Origin of the sequence: Pararobbsia alpina, from assembly GCF_902859895.1 — a bacterium.
Lineage (GTDB): Bacteria > Pseudomonadota > Gammaproteobacteria > Burkholderiales > Burkholderiaceae > Pararobbsia > Pararobbsia alpina.
This window is the reverse complement of the sequence record NZ_CADIKM010000053.1, coordinates 1-24,806: the sequence shown is the minus strand read 5'-3', so window position 1 is coordinate 24,806 and position 24,806 is coordinate 1. Positions and strand designations below refer to the sequence as shown.

Genomic DNA, 24,806 nt, shown 5'->3' with positions numbered 1-24,806 from the left:
CCCGGCGCGGAAACCATCTGGAAGGGACTCACGAAAGTTCATGTCGCCGCAGAAACAATGCGTTTGTTGCGCGAGGACGGTGGTAACGACGCTTGTGTATAACGAGGTGCGTAGGACGCGCTACGAACACTGGTTCACTGTTTGAATCGCCTTCGGGAACCCTATATCGTAGTATTGAACCGGACTCGAGATCGTAGCGAACGACACCTCGAATTTCAGTGTTTGTAGGTTGCTCTGCGGCGTAGAGAAATCGATAAGGGCGGCCGGTTCGTCCTTCGTTGATACGAGGCAGCTCGATACAAATATCCGCCATTTGTTTTTCAATCACCGTTCCTCTGTCGAGGTCGATGACGTAGCGCCACAGAACTCCCAGTGGGGGGGCCTCGAAGGTAAAACCATCCTCCTCGAGACGAAAATATCGTGGATATCGAACCGCGTCTAGAACAATTGTAGCCTCGTCTGCGTCGTATGCATTTACCACGTGCTGGATAAAGCACGGTGCTATTTCAAACCAGCGCACCTCGCCGCCATTGCGCGGGATGATCCCCAACTTTGCCTTATGGTCGTCGCGCCAACGTAGCGGCATCCGATGACCACGAGATAGCATCGAAAAGTCATAACCGACATTAAGATCTAGAAAGATACTGCGGGTGGCGGTGATTGCCATATCGTGCATCATTGAGGGCGATGACATCTCAATGTCGAGCTCAACGCTTGGCATTCCGTCCGCGTCCGTCACGGCATAGCGCAAATACGGCTTTTTCCAATCCGCGCGAAAGCTCATCAGTTCGCCCGTCAGGGGGTCAACTTTCGGATGGGCGGTCATGCCGCTTGCGAGTCCCGGGTGAGAACGTGTCGCGCCGAGTGTCTCGAGCTCGGCTGTTATGGCCAGCGGGGCACCGCCTTCAGCCAATGCCAAAATTTCGCCTGCGTGGTAAAGCACATTCACGTTCGGATTCGTATCAAGCAGCATCGGCGAGGCATCCGGGTCGTGTACGTGTGCCCATCTCTTTGTGCGAGCCCAGCGATTTCTGTAGCTCGTTGCACGGCCGCCTTGGAGAGAGATGCCATGCAGCATCGCATCTTCCGGCCACCAATCCAACACGTCGTGTCCGTTGAAATGCCCGCGCAATGGATTGGGCCCATTGCGTACCAGTACACCATTGAGATCTTGCGGGATTGTTCCCGTAACGGGAAGATCGACAAGATGGACTTCGTTAAAGACGGCCGCTGTTGCGCCTGAATTTAAGTCGATTGTGGTCATTTTTTGTCTTTCTATCTAAGCGTTAAACGGCACCATCATGGTTGGTACCGAAGGCGAGCGCGATGGCGTGATCGCGCACGTCCCCGGGCCACGCAGCAACAAGATCGCGGAAGCGTTGCTGATCGTTCGCAAAAAGCACGCGCGCAGCCTCTTCGAAAAAGGGCATGTCTCCGGCCATCGCAGACATGAAATGGTAAGTACGCTCCTGCGCTCTGCGACGTCTGTCCTTCTCGCCGTGCGTTCGTTTGGCTTCATCGACCAGTTTTCGCAAAACTACGGAAGCACCGCCGGGCTGTGCAGTCAGCCATTCCCAGTGACGCGGCAGCAGAGTAACTTCGCGAGCTACTACGCCTAGCTTGGGACGCCCCCGCCCGCGACGTTGATCTACCGGCTCCCCAGTGTCGGGCGAGTTGATAGCGGCGTCGAATGGGTTGCCAGGTTGCGCCGACCCGGCACGATCATCGGCATTAGCCGGGTGCGTGGCGAGACGCGCCAACATCTCGTGATCCGAACCTCTCGTATCGATGTCGATCGAACGCCCGGTTGTGTCATCGAAAATCAGGACGGGGCCCACGGCCCCGGTCTCGACCGCCTGTTTAACCGCTAGGGCGACCGTTTCCAATGGACCCGACGCAATACGCCGATGACCGTCGAAGGATGTATATAGAGAGGGGAAATCGTGTGACACCGCGCGGACCTCGGATCGGGAACGGCCACCAATTTATACCCGGGTAAAAATGCTGTCAATAACACCCGGATAAAAATCCTGGAGTCGGCCGGTTTTGAGAATTTCGTAAGGTAGAAGCGGGTCGTCCCGAGCCGATCATCACCGGCTCAGTCCGGCCCATCAACGGACGCTGGCCCACGACTTCACACGGACATTCGAACGTCCGCTCCGCAGCAGGCAATGGACCTTCGTGCGCGGATCACGTGAGTCGCGTCGTCGGCCATACCTGCCATTGACGATCAAGCAATAGCCGCCATTCGGCAATGTCCGCTCGGTTCCACGGCGTTTTTGTCTGAGTCTATTCGACGCAACCTAGACGGTCGATATTCCGAGAAGCGGTTGCCGCAATGCGATACCGAAGTCGCATCAGGGCCGTGTGACGGCTGTATAGCCCCCTGCATCACAGCCCACGTCAGTCCGGTGCCATACGCGCCGTCGGCTACGGCACGATCCAGCCACCGTGCGCGGAGAGCACGCCAGGCGCGTCGCCGGATAGCTTGACCAAATAGCCTCCCTTGGACGCAAAGCGCTGCCCGGGCGCCAGGGTCAAGCGGGGGAAATAGCCGTTGACCCGGCGCTGACTCAGCATATTCTCAAGTTGTTCGACCAGATAATCGCGATGAAACAGGTCGAGGATCCCTGTTATGCCTTCCGACAGGATCTGGCAGCCAAGGTAAGTGTTCGCCTGAACCCGCTCGTTCGTGACCGGCACGTGCCGCACCTGGAACCAGGCGAGCGGGAAATTCATTGCGACCCGCCGCAGGACGGGCAAATCCACCGGGTAGGTAAGGATCGCGGTGTCGCGCCACGCGGTTGGCAACGTCGCATGTTCGAGTCCGCCCATCAAGCCGGAGACATACACGATCGCGCCCGGTGGCGAAGGTGGTAGCGAGGCAAGCGCACTCGGTCGCAACCAGAGAACCACCACATCGTCAGGTTTGAGACCGCTCACCGCGCGACCGATATCGGCAGGCGTTGCGTTGCGGTGAAGTGGCCGGTCGATTCGGACGGCATGGCGCGAAACCGAGAGGTCGGCCGACAGTTGTCGCGCACCATCTTCTCCAATATCTCCTTCCTGAAACACCTGAACCACGCGAGGCCGCGCGTCACCGTGCCCTGCGGCCGGTGGTGCGCCCGCTGGCGGCAGGAGTCTCGATGCGATCAGATCGGCTTCGAGCAGAACACCCCTGGAAAAATAGACGTTGTAAAAGTCCTGTTCCGCCACGACCGGCACTTCGACATTCGGAAACAGGCAGGGCAGCGCTTCGCTTTCGCAGAAGCGGTGCACGGGCGCCCAGGTTTTGCCGCCAATCCCTGAAACGACCGCGAACACGGGCTCGGCCGCGAGTTTCTCATGCAACTGTTGTCCCCATGTTTCGGGCTGCCCTTGCAGTTCCCAGATGTGTAGTTGCCAGCGTCGCGTCACGCGGTAAGGCAATTTCCTGTTGCTGACCATCGGCTTGGCACCCCCGCGAAGAAAGTCGTTGTGGTCGGAAAAGAACTGGCGCAGCACGGCTAGCATCCCGTCTCTGCCGGCCTGGTCCGCATCGGGCGTAACGATGGTGGCGAAGTGAAGCGTGTCGTCAGTGACACCAGGCGACAGCGTGCTCGACAGCCCACCCAGATAGCCGATCAGTTTGGCCATCGTGGCGTCATCGATGTCGAAGCGCGGCATGAGTGCGTTCAGCGGTTTCCCGTCCCGGCCAACCCCGCTGCGGATCGCGGCAGCGAGGGTCGCTTCCGTATAGGGCTGCCGTTTGAGGTCGACGTAGCCCGGCATATAGCGGAAATCCATATCGTCGTTCGCGCTGGTTGCAGGACGGAACAGGTACCGGCTGGTAATCGGGGGGATCACGATCAGCCCTTCGGCCGTACCCAAACCGCTGCGACGATGGCAACTGACGCATGCTGCGTCGGTGCCTCTTATCTGCATGCCGGCAGCACGTTGACCGACGAGCGGCGCGCCCGACGGCAAAATGCCTTGGCGATACAGCGCCTCGATTTCCCCTTTATCTGCTGCCGACGCGCAACGCAATGAAGACCCGAACAAGGCGACGATCAGGATTACCCAGATCGCGAATGGCGCGCACGGCGACGCGACGCAGCAGCGCAGCACTGAGCGCGGTGAACGCGGGGATCTCATCTGGCGGCTCCGGCTCGCATGTTGATTGAACAATCGCGTGATAAGCGGAACGAGAAAGCGGCACAAAAGCAGGAGATGAGCGGGACAAGGACGACGCTCCGTGGTAGTGGTGACGATCGCCGACCACGCTTCGGATTATCCGGATGAGCGCCGAGTCGCCACATGGGGTAACGCCCTACCGATGCGCGGGGTAAACCATCCGGACAAGCCGCTGCAAAAACGGCACCGAAGCGATTGCAGCAGTTTTTTGGAGGGCAGGAGGAGAGTCTTACTCATTGTAAGGTTCGGTTGACTCCTACCCGAGAAGGAGGGAGCTAACCCATATCTCGCGCTATCTCCGTTCAACAAAATCGCTGCACGGAGAAAACAAAATGTAAGGCGGATTATTGCCGCCGACGCCTCCGGAACCCATTGCCGAACAAAACTGTGCGCTTCGACGGTGCTGGCGTTGTCGCCATGCCTTTCACGCCTGCGGACGGAGACCACTGTGCTGACAGCCCGACTTCTTTTACACGGACTCCCCGCCATGATCTGCATGCTCATGGCGCTGCCAGCGTCCGCCCAGCTTTTCAGGGTGCAGTGTCCGACGAGCACGGCCGAGCATCCGCTCGTCACGCCGACGGCCGCAAACCCGAAGGGCGCCAATCCCGCCATCAAGTGCCAGGAAGTATCCGGTGCCGACGGTTATGCGACGATGGCTGACGGCGCACAAATCTATCTGTTCGGGTTCGGGCCACTGTCAGGGCTCGAGCTGATCAAAGCCGGCCTGCCGGGCACGCAGACTTCGGCGGCGTTCAACAACGCATACAACGTCCCGTATCTGCAGGGGTTGGATGCCGCCAATGGTAATGCGTCGGTGCCGGATCCCCTGTACGAGGCGGCCAAGGCCGTTGCACCGAACGGCGCGATTGCTGATTCGGCCGAGATCATGAAGATCGGTGTGCTTTCGGCGCAGCAGCCAGCACCGCTCATGGCGATCGACGAGGACGACGAGTTTTTCCTGACGCTGTCGAACGTCGGGATGATCATGCGGCCGGACCTGTTCGAGCAGCACACGATCCACTTCCACGGCTATCCCAACGCCTCCCCGTTTTTCGATGGCGTGCCCGACGCGTCGGTCGCGGTCAACATCTCTGGCAGCATGACTTACTACTATCAGGCACCGGATGCGGGCACGTACTTCTGGCATTGCCACATCACGCCGCCCGAGCATTTGCAGATGGGCATGGTCGGTCAACTCTACGTGCGTCCGCGGCAAAACCGCGTGCAACCGGGCGCCGATCTGCTTGGTCCGTTGATTGCCGCGAACCAGAAAGCACCAGGCGCAGTCGACGGCAAGTCCTGCAGCGACATCCTGTGTACCGGGCAGACGCCCGCACCGGCCGCCGGCGCAGTGCGTGAAGCGGCGCCCGTCATGTATGCCTACAACGACGGCGACGGCTCGACCGCATACGACGTCGAATACCCCATCCAGATGATGGGCTTCGATCCAACATTCCACTTCGCCGGCATGACCTTCGAGCCGGAGGACTTCTCCGGCATGAAGGACAAGTATTTCATGCTGAGCGGACGCAGCTATCCGGACACCGTCGGCGGCAACGTCGATGCCGGCGGCAACGTGGTCCCCGGCCCGATCCGCACGCAGGCGTCGGACGGGCTTGCCCGCCCGTCGCAGCCGTTACCCACGCGGATCATCCTCGAGTCGTGCGTTGGCCAACCCGGCGCGTGCGGAACGAGGAAGCATCGCGCGCTGCTGCGGATGTCGGATGTCAACGTGACCGAATTTACGACGCTCGCGACGATTGGCATCCCCATGAAAGTGATCGCTGTCAACGCGCGCCTGTTGCGCGACTTGGCCGGCAACAACCTGTCGTATCTGACCAACTCGGTGACGATGGGCGGCGGCGAAAGCACCGACGTCATTCTCGACGCCGCAACAGTCCCTCCGGGCACCTACTTCCTCTACAGCACCAATCTCGATCATCTGTCGAACGACGCAGAAAACTTCGGCGGCATGATGACCGAGATCATCGTCAACTGATCAGGAGACCTACAACATGGATCAGACGCGACGAATTGTGCGCGAGCTGGGCACGCTCCTGTGGATCGGTGCGCTCACGGTGCTTGCCGGGTTGCTGTCCGCTTTTGCCGGGTGCAACGTATACGCGGCGGTGCCAGGCATCACCGGTCAAATGGGCGCACCGGTCTTCAATTTGATCGCGAGCGCCGCGCCAATCAGCCAGCCCGACGGTCAGATGATCTATTCGTGGGGCTACGGCTGCGACGGTCCGCCGACGGGCTTCGCGCCGGCTTCCGCGACCGGCGCGAACTGCACGACGATGCAAATCCCAGGCCCGACGCTGATCGTCAACGAGGGCGACTCGGTCACGATCAACCTGCGCAATGGACTGCCTCCCGCCGCCGGTAACACGTCGATCGTGATGCCGGGGTTCGACGTGGCGGCGACGGGCGGCGTTGCCGGCCTGCTCGCGCGCGAGGCGACGCCCTCCGGCACCACGACGAATGTGGTCACTTACAAGTTCACCGCGACCAGACCGGGCACCTATCTCTACCACAGTGGCAGCCAGCCTGATCTGCAGGTCGAGATGGGCCTGCAAGGAGCCGTCATTGTGCTTCCGTCGATGGCGGTGCCCACGGCCTGCAAGAAGGGCCCGTATTCGCTTGCTGCGATCGCCTACGATCACGCGTCGACCTGCTACGACCGGGAGTACCTGTTTCAGTGGTCCGAAATAATGAGCCGGGTCCATCGGGATGCGCAGGCCGCGGTGCTGGAGTGCGCCACGCTGCCGTGCCCGCCGATGATGGTCGCGACCGAGCCGTACCAGCCCGACTACTTCCTGATCAACGGCCGCTCGATGCCTGACGACATGGATACGCCGTACGCACCGAACTACCCCCATCAGCCTTACAACGGCAATCCGCACATGCTGCCTGGCGAACTGGTGCTGATGCGAGTGATCGGTCAGGGCCGGCTGCAGCACCCGTTCCACTTTCACGGCAATCACGCGCGGGTGCTGGCCGTCGACGGCACCTTGCTGGTCAGCCAGAACGATCCCGCGAGGCTTGCCGGTCCACTGTTGTTCACCATTGCGACGGTGCCGGGCCAAACAGTCGACGCCATTTTCACGTGGACCGGGCAGGGCCTGAACTGGGACGTCTACGGCGCGACCAATGGCCATTTGTGTAACGGCAAGACGACGCCGTCTCCGGGCTTCGACCCGGTCACCAAAGAGTACTGCCCGGATCACGGCAAGCGATTCCCGGTGACGCCGCCTGACCCGAACATTCTGGCGAACGGACTCTGGTACGGCGGCTCGCCGTACCTCGGGCTACAAGGTACGCCCGCCAACCCGTTGCCGCCTGCAGTGGTGCGGCAGAACGCCGACGGTGGCTACGCCTACATGTGGCACTCGCATAACGAACGCGAAATCACGACCGGGAACGTGTTTCCGGGCGGCATGATGATGATGCTTATCATCGAACCGCCAATGGATGCGACAGGCCACCCGACCGTCATCGACGAAACTCAATAACGCTGGTCCGGGAGCCTCGCCGTGCGAACGACAATCCTGAACAAGATCCTGCGAGCAGGCACTATGCTGGTCATGCTGACGTTGACGGGCGCGGCTTCGGCGCAGGTCGTCGTCAACCTGACCGCACAGCGCACCGCGACCACGCTGCCCGACGGCTCACTCGTGCCGATGTGGGGCTATTGCTACACACCCGACCCCGCGACCGCAGCGAGCAACCCGAATGCGGTGAGCGACGGGGTCGCCTGTACTGGGTCCGCTGCGCCGCTCTGGGCGCCCGGCCCGACGATCACGGTCGCAGCCGGCTCTGGTACGACGCCGCTCCTGACGATCAATCTGACCAATGCACTGCCGACACCGACGTCGATCGTCGTGCTGGGGCAGACCGGCGGCGGGCTCGGCGCGGTCACGCGTGAAGCTTCGCCGCGGCATCCGTCGCAGACGGTCACGTGGCCGGCTGCCGGCGCGGGCACCTCAACCTTCACGCCGCCCGCCCAGGCCGCGCGTGCTCGCTCGTTCGCGCCGGAAGCCGCTGCAAAGACCACGTCGGCCACCACCGCGTCATACTCGTGGACGACGCTCAAACCGGGGACCTATCTGTACGAGACCGGTTCGCATCCGTCGATTCAGGCGCCGATGGGACTGTACGGCATGCTGATCGTCACCGCGCCAGCCGATACCAGCGGCACAGCGCCAGTTGCCCAGGCTTACCCGGGCATCAAGTACGACGCGGCCGCAGCGCTGCTCTTCAGTGAGATCGATCCGGTGCAAAACGCCGCGGTCGACGCGGTCGCCGCAAACGCAGCCACGTCGGGCAGTGCGATCAATGAATATCCGCCAGTCGGCACGGATCTCACCACTTGTGTGCTGTCCCCGGTCGTCAGTGCGGCAGCCGCGACTTGCCTTCCGCCGGCGGTCAACTACTCTCCGCGGTATTTCCTGATCAACGGCCGGGCCTTCGATCCGACGGCGCCGGGCAACTCCACATTGGCGGTGCCGGGTGCGGCGGCATCGGGCAATCTGCTGTTGCGTTTCGCGAACGCCGGCCTGCGCACGCACGTGCCATCGTCGGTGGGTCTGCGCATGTCGCTGGTCGCCGAAGACGGCAATCCGGTCCCGGGCAACCCGAAGCTGCAGAACGAAGCACTGCTCACCGCGGGCAAGACCTATGATGCGATCGTCAAGCCGCCGCTGCTCGCAGGCGCGGCCTCGCCGACCTACGCCGCGCTCACGGTGCCGATCTACGACCGCGAACTGAGTCTCACGAGTGGCGGTACGCCGAACGGCGGGATGCAAGCCTATGTGCAGATCAACGGCGCGGGTGCCGCCGCCGGTCAACCCGGTGGCACGCCGGCGGTAGCATCGGGCATTCGCGCGGTCAACGACGTGTTTACTGCGGCCAGCGGTGCAATTTTCAGCGGCAATGTGATCGCGAACGACATCGGCGTGACTTCGGTAGCGCTCGTGAGTCAACCGAAGAACGGCACTGTCGCATTCAGCGCGTCGACGCCTGGCGCCTTCGTTTATACGCCGACCGGCGGCGCCTGCGGTAACGATTCGTTCACGTACAACGGTAACGGCGGCTCGACGAATACGGCGACCGTATCGATTATCGCCGGTGGGGCCGGCTGTAGCCCCGTTGTATTGAGCCAGTCATTTGCGAGCAAGGTCTCGTCGCTGATGACGGTCGCGCATCCCGGCGTGCTCGCCGGAGCAACCGATCCGGACAAGTTGGCGCTGAGCGCGACGCTGAATCCTGCGAACAATACTTGCGGGCCAGTTCGCCTGCTGAGCGACGGGTCCTTCACCGCGCAGCCGAATCCGACGCAACCAGCGCAATGCTCGTTCCAGTACACCGCGACGAACTCGCGCAACGTTAGCAGTGCGCCAGCAACCGTGACGTTGTCGTTCCCGCCGGGCACGGGTTTCGCAGTCTCGGTGCTCGACACGCAAACGCGGCAATCGATTCCGCTCGACGCCGGCACGCCTGGCTCGATCCCTTCCACCGGTCAGGCGGACTACAGCTGGGTGCTTGAAGAAGACACCACGTTCGTCCATTCGGGCGATCCGCTGCAGGCGTCGAAAGACGGCACGCTGGCGACGAATTTTCACAAAAGCTATATGCCGCTGGTAGCAAGCGGCTGCACCGGCGCTCGCAGCTGCGGCGATTCGAACACGCAAGGCGGCCAATCGTTGCCGGCGCTCGGTCTGGCGCGGGCGCGCTCGTTTCCCGGCGACGTCGCGCTCGATCCGACCAAACGCTATTACCTCTCGGTCTCGCCGGCGGACGCCGCGGACGGCGTCGTTGCACAGCCAAACGCCAACCCGCCGGGCGCCGGGCAAACGGGTCACGGTATGGGAGGGGTGTCGATCGTGCCGGGAGCCATCCCGGCCGACCCGAAGACGGGCAAGCCGACGGTGACTGTGCTGTCTCCGCAAAATCCGCTGCCGGTCGCGAACCTGAGCGTATTCGCGTTCGAGGATAACAACCCGACTAACGGCAGCGTGGATGAGGGTGAAGCCGGCCTCGGCGGCTTCCAGGTGATCATCTATGACGTGCGCGGCAGCACTGGCGACGCGGCTGGCCAGATGACCTACGACCTGGCCGGAATGCCGCTGCGCAACGGCTTGCTGGGCGGTCCCGGCTGTAAGGCGTACGACAGGCCGGTGCCGGTCGGAACGATCTATACCTGCCCGAACGCGCCGGATCGTGGCCCAGCGCCGAGCCGCGGGAACTTCCCGCCGGGGCCTGCCGGCACCACTGTGTACCTGAATGCACTTGCTGCCTTTAACGCTCAGCTTGCGAAGGATGCAATCGACTACAAGCTCGCGGGCATGGCGCTCGTGCCGAACATGATTCCTGCCCGGGTGACAGTGCAGGCGATCCCGGCCGCGTGGCGTTCCGGCGCCGGTGAAAACTGGGTGCAAGTGTCGACGCTCGAAGGCGGCAAGCCGGTCGATACCTTCGTCAAGGCAGGCGAGCCGTCGTACTGGCAGGAATTCGGCGCGCCAGGCTTTCACTCGTTCATCGGGTTCGTGAATCCGGACCACGTCAAGGCAACCTCGGCGGCGCTTTGCGCCACGAAGCCCGGCAACACGGCGAACCCGTGCCCGAACTCGGTCAAGGGCGTGATTTCGAGCCTGCATATGGACCGTCCGCCGGCCGCGAATCTGAACGACAGTTGCGCGACCAACAGGCAGGGTGCGGGCCCGGCGGATGCCGCATGCCGCGCGACATTCCAGCAGACCACTTGCTACGTCAGCCTGAACACGATTGGCGGCACCGGTCAGAACGTCGGCTATACGGAGTGCGATGCGAACGGCAACTTCACGCTGACCAACATTCCGGACGGTACGCACGAACTGGTCATCTGGGATCAGTGGCTCGATCAGATCATCGCGATGCAGGCCGTGACGCTGCCCGACGCGACCCAGGGGCACAACGTGACGCTTCCGCACGTTCCGGTGTTCAGCTGGTTCACGCGTGTCGAGCAGAGCGCCTATCTGGATCTGAACAAGAACGGCGTGCGCGACCCTGGCGAGCCCGGCTTGTCGAAGGTGCCGCTGCGCATTCGCTTCCGTGACGGCAGCGTGTCGAACTTTCTCTCGACCGATGGCAACGGCGATGCGGTGATGAACGAACTGTTCCCGTTGTTCAACTGGTATGTCGTCGAATCGGACACGACGCGCTACAAAGGCACCGGGGTCAACGTCGCTTATGACGCCGGCGGCAAGCCGGACACGTCGGGGCGTTTCGCTGGCGTGCTGAACTCTACTGAAACCTTCCCGTTGCCGACCAGCCTGCAGGTGCCGAATGCGATCTACCAGGCCGGCAAGACCAGCCGCATCGATCCCGGCACGACTCTGATGGAGGGCTTGCAAGGCTACATCAACCAGACTGCGGTGATCGACTGGGGCAAAACGCCCTACAACGCAGGCGAAAACGGCGGCATCACCGGCCTAGTGTTCTACGCGTCGACGCGTGGTTTCGACGATCCACGCCGTGAAGTACAGTTCTCGTGGGAACCCGCGATTCCACGCGTGCCGGTCAACCTGTACCGCAAGACCCTCAATGCCGATCAGACGACGAGTCTGGTTCTCGTCGACACGACGACGACCAGCAGTTGGGACGACTTCGCCGCCAGCCGGACGAATCCGGACGGCAGTGTCGTGCCGGGCATCAACTGCCCCGGCAACGATCCGGCGGACCCCTTCGTCAGCGCCACGCTACAAGGTGCGTCGACCAAATGCTACGACGGCCAGCACACGTTCAATCAGGTGCAGCCGGCGGTGTACGACGGACGCTATCGCTTTCCGAGCGCCACATATCTGAAAGCGCAGCCGGGCGGACTGCCGCCGGGCACTTATGTCGTCGAAGTGGTGCCGCCGGGCGGCTACTCCATCGTCAAGGAGGAAGACAAGAACATTCTGATCGGTGAAGTCTGGAACCCGCTGGGTCAGACGCAATTCGCCTCCCTGGGCAGTATCTTCATCGTGCCCGACACGGCGACGATCAACAGCTCGAATGTCGCCGGAATGGGCCTGAACTTCCCACCGTGCGTCGGCGCGCTGCACCGGGTGCCGGATTTCCTCACCCTGTTTCCGGATGCCGGACAGGACGCCCCGTTCGCAAACCAGGATCGGCCGCTGTGCGACCGCAAAGAAGTGACGCTCGGCGATCAGATGCAGGCTACTGCCGACTTCCAGATGTACACGCAGACGCCCGTGGCCGCGCATTTCGTCGGCATGATGCTGAACGACGCCGCGGCCGAGTTCGATCCCATCTCGCCGAGCTTCGGCGAGAAGGCTGCGCTGCCGAATGCGCCGATTGCAATCCGCGATTTCAACGGTGTCGAGATTGCCAGGGTCTACAACGACAAGTGGGGAACCTTCAACGGCCTCGCACCGTCGACGCTCGCAGCCAACGTGCCGAATCCGAGCGGGTACTCGCCCAACATGCTCACCAGTTGCATGAACGACCCGGGGCCGATCCCGGATCCGACCGGCGCAATTGATCCGGTGACCCACAAGGTACGGATGGTCGTCGATCCGCTGTACAACCCGATGTTCAGCAACTTCTGCTACGTGTGGCCGTATATGCCGGGCTCGACTGTCTATCTGGATACGCCGGTGCTGCCGACTTCCGCTTACGCGTCGGCGTCCAGCTATGCACCGGTCGATTGCCAGTATCCGGATGCGACACCCGGAATCAGCCGCGTCGATGGCGACGGCGTCGGGCCGTGGGTCAGCGGTACCGGCGCGGGCCATACGCTGACGATTCGCGCGCTTGGCGACGTCATGGTCGCGAACCCGGCTTACGCGGGTCCAACGTCGCTGGGCCCGCAGACGAAGAGTCCGAAGATTAAACGTCACTATGGCTTCGGTGCTACGCCGGGCGCAATCAGTATCAACGACTTCGCAGTGCCGGCGTCCAATATCCGGTCCTGGAGCGATACGACGATCACGCTCACGGTGCCAGGCGGCGCGACGACGGGTGAGCTATCGATCACCACAGCAAACGGCAAGAAGTCGGTCGACACGGTCACGGTGACGATTGAAACGGCGCTCGCGTCGCGGCCGCCGAAGGTCGTCGTGCCGCAAAACACCTACACGTACGATCCGGCCAATCCGGCGAGCGTCGACACCGCGTATCCGCATCCCATCCAGGACGCGATCGATGCGGCGCTGCCGGGCGACCTCATCGTGCTCGATGCGGGCAGCTATCCGGAGCTCGTGACGATGTGGAAGCCTGTGCGTCTGCAAGGTGTCGGCGCGGCGTCGGTCGTCATCAACGCGACCAAGTTCCCGAACCGCAAGCTTGCCGACTGGCGCGCCCGGATCAATGCGCTGTTTGGCATCGACCCAATCGCGGATACGGTGGCGGTGAATCCGCAAATCGATCCGTTGCCGGGCCAGGAGCTCACGGGCGGCATCGTCCAGCTCGAGCCGTCGGCGCTGTCGACTGAAGAGGGGGCCGGCATCACGGTGCTCGCCAAGAACGGCTCGACCGGCAGCGTGGGCTGCTTCAACCGCAACAAGCCAGGCATCGTGCCGGGATTCAGCGTCGCGACCAACGCGGACAGCTCGGCAAAGATGACCCCCGACAATGTTCCGCTCGTCACCTTCAAGGCCAACCCCGCGTGGAGCAACTTTGCCTGTTCGTCGGTGAAGAGCTCGATCGACGGCGTGAGCGTCACGGGCGGCGACGCGGGTGGCGGCATCTATGTGAACGGTTGGGCGCATAACCTGCAGATTGCCAACAATCGTGTGTTCGGTAACGCCGGACCATTCTCGGGCGGCGTGCGGATCGGCCAGCCTTACCTCGAAGGGGCGGTGCCCGCCCTCGAGCCGGCCGTCGACGGCTCGATCCTTGGCTACAACAAGAACGTCAATATCCACCACAACGCAATCACGACCAACGGCATGGTCGAAGGTAACGCGGCGGCAGGCGCCACGGCTGCGGGTGGTGCGGGCGGTGGAGTGTCGATCTGCAGCGGCACCGACAACTACAAGGTCAACTACAACTTCATCTGCGGCAACTTTGCGAGCTCCGATGGCGGTGGCTTCGGCCATATCGGCCTGAGCAACAACGGCGTGATCAGCTACAACCAGATCATCTTCAACGAAAGTTACAACCAGACCAGTCCGCAAAGCGGCGGCGGCCTGGTCATCGAGGGCGAAGGGGCGACCGCGACCGCGCTCGGCCTGGGTTCGGGCAACGTCTCCGTCGACGCGAACGTGATCCAGGGTAACTTCGCACGAGCCGGTCATGGCGGCGGCATACGTCTGCAAAGTGTGAACGGTGCGGACGTCGCGCAAGGGGCGGATGTCACGCCGTGGCGTGTCAATGTGACGAACAACATGATCGTCAATAACGTTGCAGGCTGGGCCGGTGCCGGAGTCTCGCTCGCCGATACGCTAAACAGCGTGTTGACCAACAACACGATCGCGTTGAACGACAGCACCGGTATCGTCGGTGCGACTTTCAACACGACCGTCGGCGGTGTCAGCACCGGCCCAACTACTGGCGTGCCGAATCCGGCCGGCATCAGCACTGAACTCACATCGGCCGCATTGTTGCAGGCAGCACGGCGCAATCGGGCGCTCGGCGGCGACCTTACCATCTCGAGCCCGACAATCCGCGACAACATTATCTGGCAGAACCGTTCATTCTTCTTCGATGGGACCCGCGGCGACAAGAATGTGCCGAAGAGCACGGTGTCGATCATCGCGTCGAACAACTGGACGGAGGCGGCGACGCATTCGGGCGCCGCCCTCGTGCCCCAGACGTCGACCGGACAGTGCGTCGGAGGCGCGAAGTACTGGGACCTCGGTGTCGTCGGCGACCATTCGCCGGTCCTGACGCCGCAGCAGTTGCGGCTGCGCCCGACGAACTCGGTGATGACCGGGGAAACGCAGGCGCTGTATGGCGGCAACAACATCGCCGGCACGTCGTCAACGAACCTATTCGTCAAAGCGTACTGCAACGGCTCGCAGGTGTTGCCGGGCATCCAGTTCGAACCAGGCACGCCATTCCAGCCTGCCTTTAACCTGAACGCAGCGGCGACGCTCGATGAGTCGGGCAACTTCGTCGACCTGCACTTTGGGCCCATCTCGCTGTACGACCCCGCGCAACCGGCGGTGCGCAACGGCGACTATCACCTCGCCGGCCCAGGCGCGGCCGGATACAACGTCGGCGCGCGAACTGGTTTGAACCACGACTTCGACGCTCAGCTGCGTCCGCAGCCTCGCGTAGGGGGTACAGGTGTCGACATCGGTGCCGACGAACTGACCACCGGTAACCCTGCGCAGGCGTTGTTGAACGATCTACTCCACCCGGGGAAATGAGCGATGTCATCACGACGCGAATCGAGGGCAATCGCCTGTTGTGTCGCGGCAGCGTTCGCGGCGGCAGGTCTCGCGGTGCGCGCGCTGGCTGAAGATGTGAGCGCAGTGAGGCTTGAACAGGCCCCCGCGTCGCAGTTGCGTTCCGGCGATTGGCATGCGCGTGAAGGAATGTACTTCCAGCGCAATTGGGGCGTCGAGATTGTCAGGCTGCGCCGTGTAGCGTCCGGCTACATGCTGCGGCTCGACTTTCGGGTCGTCGATCCGGACAAAGCCCGACCGCTGTTCGACCAGAAGGTGGGCCCCTACGTCATTGACGAGGTAACCGGTGCGCGCCTCGCGGTGCCGGCAATGGAGAACGTCGGCGAACTGCGTCAGACCGCAAAACCAACGGCGGACCGCACCTATTTCATGATTTTTGGCAATCCGGAGAAGATCGTGAAACCGGGCGGGCTCGTGACCATTGTGATCGGTAACTTTTGGGTTGATGGCTATACCGTGGACTAGGGAGATGACTGTGTCGAAGCCTGAACAATCGCATCAATTGCTGGCAAACAATACGTGGCGACCCGTGCGTTCGGCACTCGCTGCTGCGCTTCTGATGGTGGTATCTACCGCGGCGCACAGCGCGGCTGCGCTAAGCGGTGCGCAGATCGTCGAACGCAACGTCGCGGCGCGCGGCGGACTGCAAGCATGGCACGCGGTACAGTCGCTCGCGGTAAGCGGTCAGCTCGACCTCGGCAAGCCGCGGGTCGAATCGGCGAAAGCGATTGAACTCGCGCAGCGCGGCGGCCCGTCGGTCCGCAAGAGCCTCGCCGACGCCGGGCTGCGGCGTCCCGGCGCATCGCTCGAACCAACCGATCCAGCCGAATCGGACGCCGACGCAAAACCAGCGGCAGACGTCAAACTGCCGTTTGCACTCGAGATGAAACGGCCGCACAAGACGCGCCTCGAGCTCGAATTCAACAAACAGACGTCAGTCCAGATATTCAATGGCACAAGCGGATGGAAAGTGCGGCCATACATTGGCAGGCGCGAAGTCGAAGCGTTCTCGCCGGCCGAACTCAAGGCCGCAAGCGCCCAGCCGGATGTCGACGGGATGCTGATCGATCATGCCGCAAAAGGCGTTGCGGTAGTACTTGAACGCAGCGAAGTGGTCGAGGGACGTGAAACGTATCGGCTGCGTCTAACAGTGAAGAATGGCGAACAGCGTCATGTTTGGGTTGATGCACAGACTTTTCTGGAAACGAAGATCGACGCGCCGCCGCGAAAGATCGACGGCGCAATGCGCACCGTGTCGACATACTATCGCAACTACAAATCGGTCAACGGACTCATGGTTCCGTTCGTTGTCGAGACCCGTGTGGATGGCGGCCGCAACAGCGGCGTAATGCTCATCGATCACGTTCAGGTGAATCCGGCGATCGAGGACAGCCGCTTCGGCAAGCCAGTCTTGGCGCCGTAGTCGACTGCGGTCCGAGGCTTCGCTCGTAAGAAGGCTTGGCACCGTCAAAGCGGACTCCGCCAGAAGCTGGAGAAAATACTGGGTGTGGCCCGATTACACGAACGCTGTTGATTCACTGTGCTCGGTCGGTGACCTTCTCGTCACGACGCAAAGGTGAGCCAGTAGGCTGGGTGCATGAGCTGGTACAGCGACGCAACCATAACGTACAGCCGTCGCTCTAACCAACAAGAGCTCGGTCGTCAAAAAACATGTCACTCAATGGATTGCGTCGCTTTCGAAATCCGCGAGGAGCGTCTCGAAGATTCGGCAACGCTCGCGTAGTGGAAGCGGCCGCAGATCGTAGCCATCAATATAGAGCAGATCGAACACGAACAGTTTGACCTTGCGTGTCGCGCCGATGTAGGAAACCCGGCGCTTGCCGCGAAGTCCCAGCGGGAAACACTGCTCGCGAACGGATCACCGCGCCAGCAAACACCCCCTGAAACGCAGCACCATTTTGCATCCCGGCTCGTTATCGTGGATTTCGACGTCGGCGTCGTGGACGCGCGCAATGGCTGCAACGAGACTCAAGCCAAGACCATGCCCGGCAGTTGCATGCGCGTGCCGGCTCGGGCTGCGATAGAACGGACGTAGTACCGCTTCGCGTTCGCCGGGTTCGATACCTGGGCCCGAGTCCGCAACGTGCAAAACCGGTTGCCCGGCGTCGATGCCTGCTTCGAGTGTAACCACGCCGCCGCTCGGCGTGAATTTGAGCGCGTTGTCGAGCAGGTTTTCTATCGCGCCGAACAGCAGGTCGACGTCGCCGTGCACGTTCACGGGTTCCGATGCATGCACGGAGACCCACAAGCCGCGCTCGACCGCTGCCGGCTCGTAGAGATCGACGACATCGCGCAAGACCGTGTCCAGCGACACATCGCCAAAGCTCGCGCGCCTGCCATCGGCTTCGATTTCCGCAATTCGAAGCAGCGCCGTAAAACGGTTCAGAACGACGTCCGATTGCAGAATGGCGACATCGACGGCGTCTTCAAAGTCGGCCACGGTATCAGAGCGGCGCCGTGCACGTTCGAGGCCCGCGCGCAGATGCGTCATCGGCGTACGCAAGTCGTGTGCGATGCCGGCACACACGCCGCGCACTTCGTCAACGAGCCGCTCGATTTCGTCGAGCATCGTATTGACGATCCCGGCAAGGCGGTCCAGATCGTGATGCGTGCCGCGCGTCGGCAAGCGGCGGCTCAGTTGGCCCGCCATAATTTCGCGCCCCGTCAGGCTGATCGCTCTGATGCGACGGTTCGACATCGCATTAAGCGCGGCGCCGCATCCAACCGCGAGAATGATCGTCAGCGTCAGGCCCACGCAAAGCATGTTCACCAGCGTGCGGTCGAAGTCAAGAATTTCGTCTATCGAGTGACCCACGACAATCCGCAGGCCGCTGAGCGTCGGTACGATGATGCCGCGAAAATGCACGTCTCTCTTGTGCCCACCGTCGCGTACAGCTTGATCGTATTCGAACGGCTTGCCGTCGCGGGCGTCGGGCAGTATCGGGATATTGCCCGCGAGCCATCGGCCATTGGCATCAAACACGCCGTAGGGTCGGATAGTCGCCACGTCGCGCCGGCTCAACGCCGCCACGTCCGAGATTGCCTCGTCACGTCCAATCGAATGAAACTCCGCAACTTCGCCGAGCAAACGCTCGTCGACCTCGTGCACTAAATAACTGTGCGTCACCCAGTACAGCATCGCAAACAGCGCGATCGCCGAGCTGATAAACACTCCCAGCAGCCACGTAATGCTGCTGATATGCATGCGCGGGCGGCGTTTACTCGCCGGCATGGAGGATGTAGCCGACGTTGCGCACCGTGTGGATCATCACTGACAGACGGCCGTTCAGGCTGATTTTGCGGCGTATCTGGCCGATATGCATATCGATCACGTTGGTTTGCGCGTTGAAATGGTAATTCCACACGGACTCGAAGAGCATCGCGCGGGTGACCGGTTGCCCCGCATGACGCATCATGTATTCGAGCAACTGGTACTCGCGTGGTTTCAGATCGATTACTTCACCCGCGCGCTCAACAACATGCGTGCTCATATCGAGGACGAGATCGCCGACGCTCATCGCCGAGGGCTCTTTCGGCGACGAACCGCGCCGCAGCAATGCGTTCAGGCGCGCGGTCAGTTCCAGACTGTCGAATGGCTTGGTCAGATAGTCGTCGCCGCCTGCGCGCAAGCCTCGCACGCGTTCATCGACTGCGGACAGCGCGCTCAGGATCAACACAGGCGTTTGCTTGCCGACATTGCGCAAGGTGGACAGGATCGACAGGCCGTCGACGTCGGGCAGCATGCGATCCAGCACGACCGCATCGAAATCACCGTTCAGCACGCGCAGCAGGCCCGTGTGTCCGCTTGCGACGCCATCCACTGCGAAGCCGTAATCTTCGAGCGCCGCGGTCACTTCGAGACGCGCGTGATCGTCGTCTTCAACAACCAGCACGCGCGATTTGCGAGCCTTCGGCCAGGCGGGCGACGATTCACTTTCCAAAAGAACGTTTTCCCATTTGATCAGCGGCACGACTCAAGGATGGAAGTTCGTGCCGATTCGCTACACGATAAGCCGGAGGGGCTCGGGCTGATTACGGCTTGCCGCGCAGCGTGACACGACAATGTTGTCGCTTCGTGACACGTCGGCGTAAACCCGTGCGCCAACGTTGCATTAATTTAGCGCCAGAGCCGCGCGCACTTCGGCTCTAGCCTCGGCAAACGCCTTCTGGAACTCGGGATTCGCCATCAGCGCTTCGGCGACGAGCGTGCCGTCGATCCGGCCGGCTTCTACGTCACTCGGATAGTGAACGCCATCCACCACGCGGTTTTCGCCGTATTCGCGGCCGCGTGCAAAAATCGCGTCGCGCTTTTCGGGGACCATCTGCGCGAGCAGGATTGCGGTCATATAGCCAAAGGTGGCGTGACCGCTCGGATACGAATCGTAGCCATCCTTCGGATTGAGCGGCACCGACGGATGCACGTCCGGGTTCGCAATATAAGGTCGCGCTCGCGAGAAAAAGTCCTTGCCGCTCTTCGCGATCATCGACGCGTCGTGGTTTGCGGCATCAAAGAGCGCCGTGGTCTTGGGCAGATTGGCTTCGTTGAGCGCAGGGCCGAGCACATCTGCAAAGCGGAACACCGTCTTTTTGACGTCGTCTCTCGCGCGCTCCACCTGTTCAGGCGTGCGGGTGCGCTGCACCTCCAGAACCGTTGCCATATCCGCCTGTCCACGCGCCGACCCTGCTGCGGGAGGCGGCGCGAGAAGCTTGCTCAGGTCAACCTGATGCGCGTCGAGATACGTGACGGTTTGCGCCTGCACAGGCTGGCTTGCCGCGCCCGTTGCGCCCACTGCAATCAATAAACAAACAACCAGCGACAAAGAAGAAAGGCGTTTCATGGTGCCCGCGAAGAGAGGATGGCTTACAGCGAAGGCCTGACGTAGCGCACGCAATGCGTGCCAGGCTAACTAATTTCAACCACACATCAAGCGCAGCGCGGCTGAAGGTGCCGATCCTAGTGTGAGCATATGAATGAGCGGTGTCCGCATCCTTACAAATCTAAGCTCGCAAGACTCGCAAGAAGCCTTTCTTGCGATTTACGCGGCTCGTTGGCGATCCGTAATAAAAACTTTAATTTCGTAAGTTAGCCATCACTGGGCATTAATGCACCGTCGCTAACATCGCGCTTTGTCTGATTCAATGCCCCACGGCCACATTAAAAAACAAGGACGCATGCACCATGCAACGGGTACGTTCAAAACTTCGTAAAAAGCCGCTGACGCAGTTCGTTCTCGCCACACTCTGTGCCGCAGGGGCACAGGTCTCTCATGCCCAGACTTCGGGTGACCTCGGCTCGGTGCAAAGCACGGCCGTCTCGTCGTCAGATAGCACGACAGCTGCAAACAGGAAAGTCGAATCCGCACCGGCTCAAGCGCCTTCGCAAGGATCGCTCACGGCGACTGAGCCTCAGTCGACGATCAGCCGCCGCTACATCGAAAACAGCACCGCGCCGACTGCGAACTACAGCGACATCGCCAATATCGCGCCGAGTGTTCAGAGCGTCAATCCGAACGGCCCCGGCCTGATGGAGTCGGCCGGTGTCACCATCCGTGGCTTTCAGGACGGTCAGTACAATGTAACGTTCGACGGCATTCCCTTCGGCGACACGAACGACTTCACGCACCACTCGACATCGTTCTTCACACCGCAAGTCCTCAACGGCATCACAGTCGATCGTGGGCCCGGCGACGCCTCGCAAATTGGATTCGCCACGTTCGGCGGCACACTAGGCATGCAGTCGAAGGACCCGACGATGACCCCGTCGGCCTCGCTGATCGGCTCGTATGGCAGCTTTAACACCTGGCTCACCGGCGCCGAGTTCAACACGGGCGACATACAGCAACTGGGCGACGCGCGCGCGATGTTCGGCTATACGCAAAGCAGCAGCGACGGTTATCTGACCAATGCGGCCCAGCGTCGTCAGAACGTCTACTTCAAGCTCGAAAAGCCGCTTGGCGACGATACGTTGCTCACGCTGTTTGCCACCTACACCAAGATCCATCAGGACGTGTCGTTGGGCGCGACCGCGGCCCAGATCGCGCAGTTCGGCCCCAACTTTGGCCTTTCCAGCGATCCGACGAGCCAGGCGTTCTCCGGATACAACTTCGACCTGATCAATACGGACTTCGAGTACATCGGCATCCAGACAAAGGTCGCGCAGTGGATGATAGACAACAAGCTCTACACGTACGGGTACTACCACAACGGTTTCAACGGTATGGATCCGAACGGCGAAACGCCAAACGGCACGATCTTCGGCGCGAATAACGTACCTGGCCAGGAGATGAACAACAACTACCGCGCGTGGGGCGATGTACTGCGTGCGCAAAGGGATCTCGGCCCGGGTACGCTGGAGCTCGGAACCTGGCTCACGTACCAGACGAACTTCCGCAACAACTTCAACGTCGACGACTCCCTGAACTTCGCGTTCATTTCGCCGAACTTCTCCATGAACGACAACTTCCTCACGTTGCAGCCGTACATGCAATACGCGCTGAAGTTGCCGTACGGTCTCACGATCACGCCCGGCGTGAAATACGTGTCGTTCACGCGCCATCTGTACTCGGACATGAACCAGGGGTCGGGCACGCCGGTGGACTTCAGCCATACCTGGACCAAGGTGCTCCCGTCCCTCCAGATTCATGAGCAAATCAATCCAGTCTGGAGTGCCTACGCTCAGTATGCGCAGGGCTTTCTTGCGCCCAATCTGAACGCGCTTTACGTCAACAATCCGGCTATCTCCGGCCAACCCTCGCCGGAGCTTACGGACAACTATCAGATCGGCACCACCTATAAGACCGATCGCGTGACGGCCTCTGTCGACCTGTACTACATCGACTTCAAGAACGCGGTCACGAGTCAGACGATCGGCGGCGTCACGTTCTTCCAGAACGCTGGTGGGGCGATCTACAAGGGCCTCGAAACGGAAGGAACGTACTACGCGGGGCTCGGCTTCAGCGTGTACGGCAACTTCACGATCAACTCGGCCAAGCAGAAGGGGACCAACGACTGGATGCCGAACGCACCGCGCGACACGGCCGCATTCGGTTTGATCTATGAACGCGGCCCGGTAACCGGCTCGCTGATCACCAAGTTCATCGGCCGGCAGTACGGTCTCACGGGCAACCAGATCCCGATTGGCGGCTATGCCGTGACGAACCTCGCCACCGGCTACACGTTCAAGAGCCCCACGCCGTGGTTCCGCGACATACGCCTCAACTTCCAGATCGACAACCTTTTCAACCGGACCAGCATCGATTGGCTCGCCGGCCAAACCGTTGCCGACGGCACGCCGCTCTACTACACCGTCCCGGGTCGCGCGTTCATCGGCACGATGCAGATGGACTTCTAAACTCACCAGGAAATCTATTTTCATGAACATTGCCCACATCACCGACCTTGCAAACGATTCGGGCGGCGTACTGTATGTGATCGCCGCGATGCTGTTTGTCGCCTTGACGATCATTATCGAGCGCTTCTGGTATCTGCACCGCGTAGCGGGCAGTGGCCGTGCCGCGCTTGAACAGCTCGACCACCTCAATCTGCTGAATGCGGTCACGCTCGCATCCTGCGCTGAGCAATTCGACAACTTGCCGACCGGCAGGCTGATGACGACGGCGGCGCGTCTGGCCGGACAAGCGTCGCGCGAAGATCTCGGCGCGTGCCTTGACGAAGTGATCATGCGTGAGGCACCGCGCATCGACCGGTTTCTATGGGTGCTCGATACCGTCGTCACACTCGCGCCGCTGCTTGGCCTGTTCGGCACGATCCTCGGTATGTTCAACGCGTTTCAGGTGCTTTCGAATCCGGGCAACGCGCCGACGCAGGTAACGGGCGGTGTGGCCCAGGCGCTGATTGCGACCGCGTCGGGTCTGTTCGTGGCAATGATCGGCCTTGTGTTCTTCAACGGTTTGCACAACCGGGTGCGCTCGGTCGTGCATCAACTGGAGACTGTGAAGGCTGCGCTTGTCAACCGGCTCGCCGGCACGTCGCAGGAAGGCTCGAAGGCGGTGCGCGAGGCGCCGCGCGCGGTGGTCGGCAAACTCGCGTCGCAGGGAGCGTGACGATGAAGTACTTCGAAGCGCGCAAGGCTCGCATCGAGATCATTCCGATGATCGACATCATGTTCTTTCTGCTGGTGTTCTTCATCATGATCACGCTGCACATGATCCCGAATGCCGGTCTGCGCACGCAATTGCCTTCGAGCGCCACCACGCAGTCCTTGCCGCCGCCGAAGGTGACGGTCACGCTTTCCACCGACGGCAGCTTGTCGGTCGACGGTCAAACGCTCAGCACCACGCAGCTGACGGCGATGCTCGCGGCGCGTTCTGACGTCGCCCACACGGCGGTGACGATTGCCGGCTCGAAGGAAGCGCAGATCCAGAAGCTTGTCGCGGTGATGGACGCGTGCCGGGCTGCAGGCGTGACGCAGGTCGCGCTGGCGGCGCAACCCGTGGCGAACTGATATGGCAACTGTTCCCGCTTCCGGCATGCCGCAAGAACGAACTCGCTTGTATCCGGCCGCTGCGATCGCGCTTGTCGCGGAAGTGCTGCTGGCGGGCGGCGCGTTTGTGCTGCTGACGCACAAGTCGCCCATGCCGATGGAACCGCCGCCGACCGTGCTGACCCTTGCTGCGCCTCCTGCGCCGACACCGCCCGCGCCGAAGCCGGTTGTACCAACGCCGCCTAAGCCGGAGGCACCGCAGCCCGTGCGGCCCGTTGTGCCGGTGCATCACGTGGTGACGCACGCGCAGGCACCGAAGCCGGCAGTTGTGCCGCCGCCGCAGCCGGCTCCAACGCCTGCGCCGTTGGCGCCTTCGGACGCACCGACCGAGCCGGCGCCCGCGCCGCGTCCAGCACCTGCACCGCCGCCTGCTGCACCCTCAACGGGCTCGCCAAGTTTCGAGGGGGCATTGCGCGCGGCGATTCAGGCGGCGTTGCATTACCCCGAGTCGGCTCGCATGGCGGGCATGTCAGGCCGCACACGCGTCGCGTTTCAGTATCGCGACGGCGTGGTGTCGGATGTGCGCGTGGTGGTCTCAAGTGGAATGGGAGTGCTGGATCGCGCTGCGGTCGCGGCGGTGCGCGACGCGGCGTATCCAAAGCCCGAATCGGCCTTCGTGGGCAAGACGTTGTCCGAGCAGTTGTGGGTCACGTTCAATCTCGATGATCACGATTGACCGTCAACCTGGCTTGCTCGACACAATCCGATTA

Annotated in this window: 15 protein-coding genes and 1 pseudogene; 9 read left to right on the top strand and 7 right to left on the bottom strand. The window is 61.8% G+C overall.

Annotated features, from left to right (window positions below):
• Positions 1-112 precede the first annotated feature (112 nt).
• From HV670_RS26110 to HV670_RS26100, 3 genes and pseudogenes are all read right to left on the bottom strand, one after another.
• Positions 113-1,264, bottom strand: a pseudogene (locus tag HV670_RS26110) (carotenoid oxygenase family protein); the annotation flags it as partial.
• A 22-nt stretch (positions 1,265-1,286) separates the two neighbouring features.
• Positions 1,287-1,952, bottom strand: a complete 666-nt coding sequence (locus HV670_RS26105) for a DUF2239 family protein (RefSeq protein WP_175107889.1) — start codon at positions 1,950-1,952, stop codon at positions 1,287-1,289.
• Between the two features lie 478 nt (positions 1,953-2,430).
• The gene (locus tag HV670_RS26100) at positions 2,431-4,134 is read right to left on the bottom strand and encodes a cytochrome C (RefSeq protein WP_246257970.1); all 1,704 of its coding nucleotides are present in this window, start codon (positions 4,132-4,134) and stop codon (positions 2,431-2,433) included.
• Between the two features lie 526 nt (positions 4,135-4,660).
• On the opposite strand from HV670_RS26100, the gene HV670_RS26095 reads away from it, so the two are divergent.
• The 5 genes from HV670_RS26095 (at position 4,661) to HV670_RS26075 (ending at position 16,995) form a co-directional block, all read left to right on the top strand.
• The gene (locus HV670_RS26095) at positions 4,661-6,175 is read left to right on the top strand and encodes a multicopper oxidase domain-containing protein (RefSeq protein ID WP_175107888.1); all 1,515 of its coding nucleotides are present in this window, start codon (positions 4,661-4,663) and stop codon (positions 6,173-6,175) included.
• 16 nt (positions 6,176-6,191) lie between these two features.
• Positions 6,192-7,688 carry a multicopper oxidase domain-containing protein gene (locus tag HV670_RS26090; RefSeq protein WP_175107887.1) on the top strand — a complete coding sequence of 499 codons (1,497 nt, stop codon included), beginning with the start codon at positions 6,192-6,194 and terminating at the stop codon, positions 7,686-7,688.
• 21 nt (positions 7,689-7,709) lie between these two features.
• Positions 7,710-15,533 (top strand): Ig-like domain-containing protein, encoded by a 7,824-nt coding sequence (locus HV670_RS26085; protein WP_175107886.1) that lies wholly within the window; start codon positions 7,710-7,712, stop codon positions 15,531-15,533.
• Between the two features lie 75 nt (positions 15,534-15,608).
• Positions 15,609-16,037, top strand: coding sequence for a hypothetical protein (locus tag HV670_RS26080; RefSeq protein WP_175107885.1), 429 nt, complete (start codon positions 15,609-15,611; stop codon positions 16,035-16,037).
• A gap of 10 nt (positions 16,038-16,047) precedes the next feature.
• On the top strand, positions 16,048-16,995 hold the full coding sequence (locus HV670_RS26075; RefSeq protein WP_175107884.1) for a LolA-like protein: 948 nt from the start codon (positions 16,048-16,050) through the stop codon (positions 16,993-16,995).
• Positions 16,996-17,250: 255 nt separating this feature from the next.
• On the opposite strand, the gene HV670_RS32350 is transcribed toward HV670_RS26075, so the two are convergent.
• The 4 genes from HV670_RS32350 to HV670_RS26060 all read right to left on the bottom strand — a co-directional run bounded on the left by HV670_RS32350 (position 17,251) and on the right by HV670_RS26060 (position 20,431).
• On the bottom strand, positions 17,251-17,394 hold the full coding sequence (locus HV670_RS32350; protein ID WP_425511467.1) for a DNA ligase-like domain-containing protein: 144 nt from the start codon (positions 17,392-17,394) through the stop codon (positions 17,251-17,253).
• A gap of 57 nt (positions 17,395-17,451) precedes the next feature.
• The gene (locus tag HV670_RS26070; RefSeq protein ID WP_175107883.1) at positions 17,452-18,798 is read right to left on the bottom strand and encodes a sensor histidine kinase; all 1,347 of its coding nucleotides are present in this window, start codon (positions 18,796-18,798) and stop codon (positions 17,452-17,454) included.
• 13 nt (positions 18,799-18,811) lie between these two features.
• Positions 18,812-19,534, bottom strand: coding sequence for a response regulator transcription factor (locus tag HV670_RS26065; protein WP_175107882.1), 723 nt, complete (start codon positions 19,532-19,534; stop codon positions 18,812-18,814).
• 171 nt (positions 19,535-19,705) lie between these two features.
• Entirely contained in the window at positions 19,706-20,431 is a 726-nt protein-coding gene (locus HV670_RS26060; protein WP_175107881.1) for an acid phosphatase, read from the bottom strand.
• Positions 20,432-20,772: 341 nt separating this feature from the next.
• On the opposite strand from HV670_RS26060, the gene HV670_RS26055 reads away from it, so the two are divergent.
• From HV670_RS26055 to HV670_RS31940, 4 genes are read left to right on the top strand one after another with little or no spacing between them, the layout of a single operon-like run.
• Positions 20,773-22,944 (top strand): TonB-dependent receptor, encoded by a 2,172-nt coding sequence (locus tag HV670_RS26055; protein WP_175107880.1) that lies wholly within the window; start codon positions 20,773-20,775, stop codon positions 22,942-22,944.
• A gap of 22 nt (positions 22,945-22,966) precedes the next feature.
• On the top strand, positions 22,967-23,656 hold the full coding sequence (locus HV670_RS26050; RefSeq protein WP_175107879.1) for a MotA/TolQ/ExbB proton channel family protein: 690 nt from the start codon (positions 22,967-22,969) through the stop codon (positions 23,654-23,656).
• A 2-nt stretch (positions 23,657-23,658) separates the two neighbouring features.
• Positions 23,659-24,057, top strand: coding sequence for an ExbD/TolR family protein (locus HV670_RS26045; protein ID WP_175107878.1), 399 nt, complete (start codon positions 23,659-23,661; stop codon positions 24,055-24,057).
• Between the two features lies 1 nt (position 24,058).
• Complete coding sequence (locus HV670_RS31940; RefSeq protein ID WP_175107877.1) at positions 24,059-24,772, top strand: TonB family protein; 714 nt, start codon at positions 24,059-24,061, stop codon at positions 24,770-24,772.
• Positions 24,773-24,806 lie beyond the last annotated feature (34 nt).

Excerpts from the sequence above, each read along its gene's own strand:
- HV670_RS26100 (WP_246257970.1), bottom strand. The coding sequence starts at position 4,134 with ATGAGATCCCCGCGTTCACCGCGCTCAGTGCTGCGCTGCTGCGTCGCG.
- HV670_RS26095 (WP_175107888.1), top strand. The coding sequence starts at position 4,661 with ATGATCTGCATGCTCATGGCGCTGCCAGCGTCCGCCCAGCTTTTCAGG.
- HV670_RS26090 (WP_175107887.1), top strand. The coding sequence starts at position 6,192 with ATGGATCAGACGCGACGAATTGTGCGCGAGCTGGGCACGCTCCTGTGG.
- HV670_RS26070 (WP_175107883.1), bottom strand. The coding sequence starts at position 18,798 with ATGCATATCAGCAGCATTACGTGGCTGCTGGGAGTGTTTATCAGCTCG.
- HV670_RS26060 (WP_175107881.1), bottom strand. The coding sequence starts at position 20,431 with ATGAAACGCCTTTCTTCTTTGTCGCTGGTTGTTTGTTTATTGATTGCA.
- HV670_RS26055 (WP_175107880.1), top strand. The coding sequence starts at position 20,773 with ATGCAACGGGTACGTTCAAAACTTCGTAAAAAGCCGCTGACGCAGTTC.
- HV670_RS26050 (WP_175107879.1), top strand. The coding sequence starts at position 22,967 with ATGAACATTGCCCACATCACCGACCTTGCAAACGATTCGGGCGGCGTA.
- HV670_RS26045 (WP_175107878.1), top strand. The coding sequence starts at position 23,659 with ATGAAGTACTTCGAAGCGCGCAAGGCTCGCATCGAGATCATTCCGATG.
- HV670_RS31940 (WP_175107877.1), top strand. The coding sequence starts at position 24,059 with ATGGCAACTGTTCCCGCTTCCGGCATGCCGCAAGAACGAACTCGCTTG.